Source organism: Microbacterium sp. 05N427 (assembly GCF_056397105.1).
Window position 1 is genome coordinate 59159 of the sequence record NZ_JBFTMT010000017.1, and the last position, 9370, is coordinate 68528.

Sequence of the window (9370 nt, forward strand, 5' to 3'; positions counted from 1 at the left end):
CGAGGTCAGGCGCCGAGCTGAGCGGCGAAGTCCGCTTCCTCCAGGCGTGCCTTGACAGACGAGAGGAAGCGCGCGGCGTCCGCTCCGTCGATCGTGCGGTGGTCGTACGACAGCGCGAGGTAGACGTAGGACCGCACGGCGATGGCCTGCTGGCCGTCGACCGTGACCACGCCGGGGCGCTTCACGACGATGCCGGTGCCCAGGATCGCGGACTGCGGCAGGAACACCACGGGGGTGTCGAACAGCGCGCCGCGCGAGCCCGTGTTGGTCAGCGTGAACGTGCCGCCGGCGAGCTCATCGGGCTTCAGCTTGTTGTCGCGGGTGCGAGCCGCGAGATCGGCGATCTCGTGCGCGATCTGAGCGAGGTTCTTCGACGCGGCATCGCGCAGCACCGGCGTGAGCAGACCGCGCTCGGTGTCCACGGCGATGGAGATGTTCTCCGATGCCGGGTACACGATGTCGGTGCCGTCGACCGTGGCGTTGACGATCGGGAACTCCTGCAGCGCCTCGGCGGTGGCAAGGGCGAAGAACGGCAGGAAGGACAGCTTGTCGCCGGTCTTCTGCTGGAAGGAGCCCTTCACCTGGTCGCGGTACGCGGCGAGCCTCGTGACATCGACCTCGACGACCGTGGTCAGCTGAGCGGTCTGCTGCATCGACGCGACCGCGCGCTCCGCGAGGACCTTGCGCAGACGCGACATCGGCTGCGTGGTGCCGCGCAGCGGAGAGATCTCGCGAGCCTTCTTCGGCGCAGCGGCCGCCACGGGCGCGGCAGCCGGAGCCGCCGAGGCGTTCAGCACGTCCTCCTTGCGGATGCGTCCGCCCACGCCGGTGCCGGCGATGGACGCCAGGTCGACGCCCTTCTCGGTGGCGAGGCGGCGCACGAGCGGCGTCACGTACACCGAGTCGGATCCGGAGTCGGCGGCAGCGGGAGCAGCGGCGGCAGCGGGAGCGGCGGCGGCGGGAGCCGGAGCCGGGGCGGGAGCAGCCGGGGCCGCAACCGGAGCAGGCGCAGCGACAGGAGCGGGCGCGGCGGCGGGTGCCGGGGCGGGCTCAGCGGCGGGTGCGGGTGCAGGGGCGGCCGGGGCGGCCGCAGCCGGAGCGCCGCTGCCGATGCGTGCGAGGACCGCGCCGACGGCGATGGTCTCGTCCTCGGCGGCGAGGATCTCCTGCAGCGTGCCGGCGACCGGCGAGGGGATCTCGGTGTCGACCTTGTCGGTCGAGATCTCCAGCAGCGGCTCGTCGACGGCCACGTCATCGCCGACCTGCTTCAGCCAGCGCGTCACGGTGCCCTCGGTGACGCTCTCGCCCAGCTCGGGGAGGCGCACATCCGTCGCGTCCGAGGAGGCGGCGGGGGCGGCAGCGGCGGGTGCTGGCTCTGTAGCAGGTGCGGGCTCTGCGGCCGGCGCGGGCGCCTCAGCGGGGGCCGGAGCCGCGGCGGCGGAGCCGTCGCCGATGCGGGCGAGGATCGCGCCGATCTCGACCGTGTCGTCCTCGCTGACGAGGATCTCCTCGATCACGCCGCTGACCGGCGAGGGGATCTCGGTGTCGACCTTGTCGGTCGAGATCTCGAGCAGGCCCTCGTCGGCCTGGACGGTGTCGCCCACCTGCTTGAGCCAACGGGTCACAGTGCCCTCGGTGACGCTTTCGCCGAGGGCGGGAAGGACCACGGGTGTGCTCATGACGGAGTCTCCTTAGGAAAAATCGTGATGGTGTTCAGCTTAGTGGGCAACCAGGCGTTCAGCCCAGCTGCTGTTTCCACGATGCGTAAGAAAAGTTTCACATTGCGTGAAAAGGTTTGCCGGCGAGCGCGAGGAACGCCTCGCCGAGCGCCTCGCTCTGGGTCGGGTGGGCGTGGATCAGCGGAGCGATGTCCTCGGGGTGCGCCTCCCAGCTCACGGCGAGCTGACCCTCCGTGATGAGCTCGCCGACGCGGTCGCCGAGCAGGTGGACGCCCAGCACGGGACCGTCCTTCTGCCGCACGACCTTGACGAGTCCGCCCGTGCCGATGATCTCGCTCTTGCCGTTGCCTGCGAGGTTGTACTCGTACGAGACGACCGCGTCGGCGCCCAAGGCCTCGATCGCGGCGGCCTCGGTGACGCCGACCGAGGCGACCTCGGGGCTGCAGTAGGTGACGCGCGGGATCTGCGCGTCAGGGATGACCGCGGGGGTCAGTCCGGCGATGCGCTCGGCGACAGCGATGCCCTGCAGGAATCCGCGATGGGCGAGCTGCAGACCCGGCACGATGTCGCCGACGGCCCACAGCCGGTCCACGTTCGTGCGCAGCTCGGGGTCGGTGAGCACGAAACCGCGCTCCATGGCCACGCCGGCCTCCTCGAATCCGAGTCCCGCCGTGGCCGGCCCCCGGCCGACGGCGACGAGCAGGTAGTCGGCCTCGTAGGCGGTGCCGTTCTCCAGGGTGACCGTGACGGCGTCCTCGGTCTGGGTCGCGCTCGCGAACCGCACGCCCAGCGAGTAGGCGATGCCGCGGCGGCGGAACGCCCTCTCCAGGCCCTTGCTGAGCGAGAGGTCCTCGTTCGGCGCGAGGTGATCGAGCGCCTCGACGATCGTGACCTCGGCGCCGAACGAGCGCCAGACGCTGGCGAACTCGACACCGATCACGCCGCCGCCGAGGATGACGACGTGCCGCGGCACCTCGTCGAGTGCGAGCGCCTGCTCGCTGGTGAGGATCCGCCCGCCGATCTCCAGGCCCGGCAGTGACCGGCTGTACGAGCCGGTCGCGAGAATCACGTCGGCACCGGTGTAGACGTCCTCGCCGACCGCGATGGAACGATCGGGGCGCAGAGTTCCCTCGCCGCTGACGACCGTGATGCCGCGAGCCTTGACGAGCCCTTCGAGGCCTTTGTACTTCTTCGCGACGATGCCCTCGCGGTAGGCGCGGACGCCGGCCGGGTCGATTCCGTCGAAGGAGGCGCCCACGCCGTACTTGGCGGCGTCGCGAACGTTCTCGGCGATCTCGGCGGAGTGCAGCAGCGCCTTGGTCGGGATGCAGCCGCGGTGCAGACAGGTGCCCCCGACCTTGTCCTTCTCGATCAGCGCGACGGACTTGCCGAGCTCGGCGGCGCGCAGGGCTGCGGCGTAACCGCCGCTGCCTCCGCCGAGGATCACGATGTCGAAGGTGTGAGCGGTCATGCGCGTGCTCCGTTCGCGCGCGCCTCGGCGAAGGCGATCAGCGTGCGCACGATCGCGCCGGTGGCGCCCTTGTCGGTGAAGCCGTAGGGGGCGCCCTTGTGCTCGGACGAGCCGGCGATGTCGAGGTGGGCCCAGGGGATGCGCGGCGCACCGGCATCATCGGAGGTGCGCCCGACCATGCGGCGCAGGAACAGGCCGGCGAAGAGCGAGCCACCGGCGGGATCGCCGATCTTGGCGTTGACCATGTCGGCGATCGGCGACTTCAGCTCATCCTCCATGTGCTCGGGAAGGGGCATCGGCCATGCGGCCTCACCGGTCGCGGATGCCGCGGCCAGCACCTCCTGCACGGTGTCGTCGTCTCCGAACACGCCCGTGTGGCGCATGCCGAGCGCGACGATGATCGCGCCGGTCAGGGTGGCGACGTCGAGGATCACGTCCGGGTTCTCACGGCTCGCGGCCACCAGCCCGTCGGCGAGGACGAGGCGTCCTTCTGCGTCGGTGTTCAGCACCTCGACGGTCTGGCCGTCGGCGAAGCGCAGCACGTCGCCCGGGCGGATCGCCGAGCCGGAGGGCATGTTGTCCGCGATGCACAGCCAGGCGGTCACGCGGATCCGCAGGCCGAGAGCCGCGACGGCCTTGGTCGCGGCGAGGATGCTGGCCGCCCCCGCCATGTCCGTTTTCATGCCGACCATGCTCGCCGGCGGCTTGAGCGACAGGCCGCCGGTGTCGAAGGTGATGCCCTTGCCGACGAGGGCGATGTGCCCGGTAGCGCCGGTGGGGGAGTAGTCGAGACGCACGAGGCGCGGCGGGCGGTCGGATCCCTGTCCGACGCCGAGGATACCGCCGAAACCGCCTGCGGCGAGGGCTGTCTCGTCGAGCACCTCGACCGTCACGTCGAATCCGGAGAGCTCCTCGACGGCGCGGGTCRCCAGGTCCTCAGGTCCCAGCCACTCCGCGGGCGTGGTGACGAGGTCCCGGGTCAGCGCGACGGCCTCGGCGAGGGCCGTGGCGTGCGCGACGTCCTCCTGCGCGAGCTCGGCGTGCAGCACGACCGTCCCCGCGCGCTTCGGCTGGTCGCCGGAGCGGTAGTCGTCGAAGCGGTATCCGCCCAGGAGTGCGCCCTCGGCGGCTGCCGACGCGTGTTCCGCGACCGCGTCGCCGAGCAGCACGGACACGCGGTCGAAGCCGGTGAGCGTGCGCAGCGCGGCCCCGACGGCCTCGCGCACGGCGTTCGCATCGGGGGCGGATCCAGCGCTCACGACGGCGACCGGCACGTCGGCGACGTCGGGTGCAGGGATCCGAGTGTAGGAGCCCGCCTTCCCGGTGAAGCCGACCGCGGTCAGCGCGGCGTGGGTGGAGGAGAAGGGGGACAGGTCTTCCGGGGTGTCCGTGAGACCGGCGACGACGAGCACGACCGCATCTGCGTTCGCGTCCGCCGGAGCGCCTGTGTGCAGCTCGAGCGCAGGAGACGTCATGGTTTCCATCCTAGGTTCGGCACGGTGCGCGAGGAGAGGATGGGCCCTCCGCGTGTTCGCTCTCAGCGCTCAGCGGATCCGGCCGGCGGGGCGACTCGTAGCATGGAGGCATGCCCATCTCCGGAGAGATCCACGAACGCGTCGCATACCCCGGCGGCGTGCCGTCCGGCCTGCCGCTGGTCATTCTGCTGACCGGCTTCACGGACGCGGGATCCGCGGTGTCGGGGCTCATCGATCACCTGGCGGAGACGACGGATCCGCAGCCGGTTCTGGTCTTCGACAACGACCTGCTGCTGGACTACCGCGCGCGCCGACCCGTGCTCACCTTCGATCAGGACCACATCGCAGAGCTCAAGCCCGCCCGGCTGGAGCTGTCGCTCGCGCACGACGCGCTCGGACGGCCCTTCCTGCTGCTGGCCGGTTATGAGCCCGACTTCGCCTGGAACGCCTTCGCCGACGTGGTGCTCGACTTCGCCGCGGAGTACGACGTCTCCACCGTGACCTGGGTGCACTCGATCGCGATGCCGGTGCCGCACACGCGGCCGATCGGCGTCACGGCGAGCGGTAACAGGGCGGAGCTCACGGCCGCGCATTCCGTGTGGCGCCCGCGCACTCAGGTTCCCGGCACCGCCGGGCACCTGCTGGAGTTCCGCTTCGTGCAGGCGGAGCGCAGCGTGGCGAGCTTCGTGCTGCTGGTGCCGCACTACCTCGCCGACACCGAGTACCCGGACGCGGTGCTCACCGCCGCGGAGAAGGTGATGGCGGCGACGGGGCTCGTGCTGCTCACGGATGCTCTGCGGGACAAGCGCGCGGACTACCTCGCGCGGGTGGAGGAGCAGGTACGGGACAACGAGGAGCTCGGCCAGATGGTGCGCACGCTCGAGCACCGTTACGACGCCTACATGTCCGGCCTGGAGCTCGAGGACGAGGCGCCCGCCGCATTCGACGAGCGCTCGCTCCCCAGCGCCGACGAGCTGGCCGCAGAACTGGAGCGCTTCCTGGCCACGCGACCCGGTGGCGACGACGACAAGAACGGTCGGATCTGAGACGATCCCGGGAGTGTCCCGAGAGGATCCACGCCGATTGCGGGATCCGGCGTCTGCGACGGCAGAGTGTGCGATACTTATCTGACGACCCGTTGTCAATACCCATTCCGGAAGGTCTGGGGACTTGACAAGGGTCTTACTAGTGCCCGCGAGGGCACGGGCCGTCAAGGCCCAAGGGCCGAAAAACCACAGGGCGCCCGCGCAAGCGCTCCGTTGAAAGGCGAGACGTGACGACTGCCACGAAGAAGAACACCCGGACGAAGAACGACCAGGCCGAGCCCGAGGAGGTCGCGGCCCAGGCCGTCGAAGCCGCCGAGCCGGCGGCTCCGAAGAAGGCGGCGGCGAAGAAGCCTGCGGCCAAGCGGACGTCCAGGGCGAAGAGCAAGGACGAGGCCGAAGGCGACACCGCCGATGAGGCCCCCGCCGACGCTGCCGACGACGGCGACGAGGAGGAGGGCGCCAAGCCCGCCTTCACCGAGCCGCTGCCCACCGGCGCGATCCGGATCAGCTCGACGGACGAGGACGACGTTCCCGTCTACTCGACGCAGATCACCGGCGCCACCGCCGACCCGGTCAAGGACTACCTGAAGCAGATCGGAAAGGTCGCGCTGCTGAACGCGGCCGAAGAGGTCGAGCTCGCGATGCGGATCGAGGCTGGTCTGTTCGCCGAGGAGAAGCTCTCCGCGATGTCTGCGGCGGAGAAGACCGGTCAGCTCGGACTCGACCTGCAGTGGGTCGCCCGCGACGGTCAGCGTGCCAAGAGCCACCTGCTCGGCGCGAACCTCCGCCTCGTCGTCTCCCTCGCGAAGCGCTACACGGGTCGCGGAATGCAGTTCCTGGATCTCATCCAGGAGGGCAACCTCGGCCTCATCCGCGCGGTCGAGAAGTTCGACTACACCAAGGGCTTCAAGTTCTCGACCTATGCGACGTGGTGGATCCGCCAGGCCATCACCCGTGCCATGGCCGACCAGGCTCGTACGATCCGCATCCCCGTGCACATGGTCGAGGTCATCAACAAGCTCGCCCGCGTGCAGCGCCAGATGCTGCAGGACCTCGGCCGCGAACCCACTCCGGAGGAGTTGAGCCGCGAGCTCGACATGACCCCGGAGAAGGTCATCGAGGTGCAGAAGTACGGCCGTGAGCCGATCTCGCTGCACACCCCGCTCGGCGAGGACGGCGACAGCGAGTTCGGTGACCTCATCGAGGACACCGAGGCAGTCGTCCCGGCCGACGCGGTCGGCTTCACGATGCTGCAGCGTCAGCTCGAGCAGCTGCTGGACTCCCTGTCCGAGCGCGAGGCGGGCGTGATCCGCATGCGCTTCGGCCTCGGCGACGGCCAGCCCAAGACACTCGACCAGATCGGCGACACCTTCGGCGTGACCCGCGAGCGGATCCGCCAGATCGAGTCGAAGACGATGGCTAAGCTGCGTCACCCGAGTCGTTCGCAGTCGCTGCGGGACTACCTCGAGTGAGTGCGGACGCGAAGCCCAACGACGGCAAGAACCTGGAGATCTCGGTCGAGGGGGCGCGCTGGCTGCGGATCCCGATCCGCACCAAGGTCGTCATGCCCGGCGATGTGCTCGCAGACATCGTGACAGAGTACGCCGCGGGTGAGGTGCAGAAGGGCGACCTCCTCTTCATCACGGAGAAGATCGTCGGCATCACTCAGGGGCGCTCGTTCCTGCTCGAGGAGATCCACCCGCGCAAGCTCGCGTTCTTCCTCTCGAAGTACGTGACGCGCACGCCGTACGGCATCGGCCTCGGCATGCCCGAGACGATGGAGATGGCGCTGCGGGAGTGCGGGACGCCCCGGATCCTGTTCGCGGCTGCGGTCTCGGCCGTGACCAAGGCGTTCGGACGCCGCGGCGACTTCTACCGGATCGCCGGCGAGAAGGCACGCGCGATCGACGGGCCGACCGAGGGCACCATGCCGCCGTACGACCGCTCGGTCGTGCTGGGGCCGGCGCGCCCGCGCGAGGTGGCGCACGAGATGCAGCAGCTGATCGGCGGCGTGTGCGATGTGGCAGTGGTCGACATCAACGACCTCGGCGGCAACATCCTCGGCTCCACGCTCGAGAAGGCCGCAGAGAAGCGTCTCGTCGCGATCCTCAAGGACAACCCGCTCGGCCAGGGCACGGAGTCGACGCCGATGGGCATCATCCGCCCGGCCTGACCCTTCGTCTCGTCGCTGCGCTCCTCGCTCAGGGACCGATCCCCGGTCCCTGAGCGAGCGCCGCGACCCGCCCGGTCCCTGAGCGAGCRCAGCGACCCACCCGGTCCCTGAGCGAGCGCAGCGAGACGAAGGGCGCCGCGACCGTACCCCCGGTCCCTGAGCGAGCGCAGCGAGACGAAGGGCGCCGCGACCGTACCCCCGGTCCCTGAGCGAGCGCAGCGAGACGAAGGGCGCCGCTCAGAACTTGATGGCGGCCTGGTAGCGCGGCTTGTGACCGGTGCGGATGCCGGAGACGCTCGGCTTGTTCTCGTAGACGCCGGCGCCCCAGTTGCCCTCTACGAGCACGGGGCCGTCCGGGCCGACCACGATGTCCCATCCGACGTACTGCACCTGCGGCACGACGCGCGCGACCTGATCCACGAACGCCTTGACCTCGTCGATCATCGGCAGCTGGAAGTCGGCGATGCGGAAACCGGAGTCCGGGTGCAGCTCGTGCACGTGACCGTGGGAGTCGTAGCCGGCGCTCACGGCATGGCCGTCCTCGTCGAGCATCGTGTAGAAACCGCCGAAGGACATCTGGTCGCTGACCTCGCCGCGGCCGAACTTCTGCGCCATCGCGAGGATGTGCGTCTTCTCCCCGTCGAAGAACGCCGTTACGCGGGTCGTGTTGACCGTGCCGGGGCAGACGGCGGCGAGGTCGGGATGCTGCCGGATGACCTCCTCGACGAGCAGGCGGCCCTGACCGAGCAGGTCGGCGTGGAACGCGTCCCAGTCGGAGATGTCGGCGGCGTGGTAGCGGAACACGCCGGATCCGGCCTGTCCCATCGGCGTCTTCAYGATGACGGTGCCCTGGCGCTCCAGGAACGCGCGCAGCTCCTCGGCGTTCCCGGCCTTCACGACCATCCACTCGCGACGGAGGAAGTCCGAGAACTTCTCGTCGAACTCGATCTTGTCGTGGAACAGGTGGCGGTAGTCGGGGTGCGCGTAGCGCTCCGAGATCTGGTTCGACACCGGGTGCGTCATGTAGGTCGCCCGCTCGGCGCGGTTCAGGATCGCGAAGTCGTAGTCGATGTAGTCCTGGAACCCGACGTTGTGGCGCCCGGCCGACCACAGCATGTCCACCACCACGGCGGGGACGGCCTTGCCGTGCTGCGCGGACGCCTCCTTGGCGCGCTCGATCACCGAGCCGACGTTGATGCGACGGGCGCGCTCGGCGAGGTAGCCGAGACGGGACTTGAGGCCGAGGCCGTTCGAGGGCATGCGTACTCCGGGTCGAGGGATCGGGAACCGGTCCATTCTAGGCGGCCCGCCTCCGAGACCCCCGGGCGCGGGCAGGCGGACGGATCCGGCCCGGGCCGCGCGGGTAGGGTGGAACGGTGAACGAGCCGCTCCCCGCCACTCTGCCGCGGAGTGCGATGCTGCGTTCGCTGATCTCCCGGTCCGCCCTCGAGACCGGGGCTGTGGCCGCGGTCGCCGCCGGGGGAGMGGGCATCGCAGATCTCCGCCGCGACGCCTGGGGGCACGGC

7 protein-coding genes are annotated in these 9370 nt (G+C 70.1%); 3 read left to right on the forward strand and 4 right to left on the reverse strand.

All coding sequences use genetic code 11. The annotated features are described in order from the left end of the window. Window positions 1-5: 5 nt before the first annotated feature. The 3 genes from sucB to AC1DG4_RS15840 all read right to left on the reverse strand — a co-directional run bounded on the left by sucB (window position 6) and on the right by AC1DG4_RS15840 (window position 4625). A complete protein-coding gene (gene sucB, locus AC1DG4_RS15830) occupies window positions 6-1679 on the reverse strand; it encodes a 2-oxoglutarate dehydrogenase, E2 component, dihydrolipoamide succinyltransferase (RefSeq protein WP_477381592.1) in 1674 nt (557 codons plus the stop codon). 97 nt (window positions 1680-1776) lie between these two features. After that, a complete protein-coding gene (gene lpdA, locus AC1DG4_RS15835) occupies window positions 1777-3150 on the reverse strand; it encodes a dihydrolipoyl dehydrogenase (RefSeq protein WP_477381594.1) in 1374 nt (457 codons plus the stop codon). After that, window positions 3147-4625, reverse strand: a complete 1479-nt coding sequence (locus AC1DG4_RS15840) for a leucyl aminopeptidase (protein ID WP_477421334.1) — start codon at window positions 4623-4625, stop codon at window positions 3147-3149. The genes lpdA and AC1DG4_RS15840 overlap by 4 nt, the downstream gene beginning before the upstream one ends. 110 nt (window positions 4626-4735) lie before the next feature. Between AC1DG4_RS15840 and AC1DG4_RS15845 the strand changes: the two genes are divergently transcribed. From AC1DG4_RS15845 to AC1DG4_RS15855, 3 genes are all read left to right on the forward strand, one after another. After that, window positions 4736-5671 carry a proteasome assembly chaperone family protein gene (locus AC1DG4_RS15845; RefSeq protein ID WP_477381598.1) on the forward strand — a complete coding sequence of 312 codons (936 nt, stop codon included), beginning with the start codon at window positions 4736-4738 and terminating at the stop codon, window positions 5669-5671. A gap of 227 nt (window positions 5672-5898) precedes the next feature. Beyond that, window positions 5899-7143 (forward strand): RNA polymerase sigma factor, encoded by a 1245-nt coding sequence (locus tag AC1DG4_RS15850; RefSeq protein ID WP_477381600.1) that lies wholly within the window; start codon window positions 5899-5901, stop codon window positions 7141-7143. After that, entirely contained in the window at window positions 7140-7844 is a 705-nt protein-coding gene (locus tag AC1DG4_RS15855) for a coenzyme F420-0:L-glutamate ligase (RefSeq protein WP_477381602.1), read from the forward strand. The genes AC1DG4_RS15850 and AC1DG4_RS15855 overlap by 4 nt, the downstream gene beginning before the upstream one ends. Before the next feature lie 237 nt (window positions 7845-8081). Here AC1DG4_RS15855 and AC1DG4_RS15860 read toward each other — a convergent pair whose 3' ends face one another. Continuing rightward, a complete protein-coding gene (locus AC1DG4_RS15860) occupies window positions 8082-9104 on the reverse strand; it encodes a sugar-transfer associated ATP-grasp domain-containing protein (RefSeq protein WP_477421335.1) in 1023 nt (340 codons plus the stop codon). Between the last annotated feature and the right edge of the window lie 266 nt (window positions 9105-9370).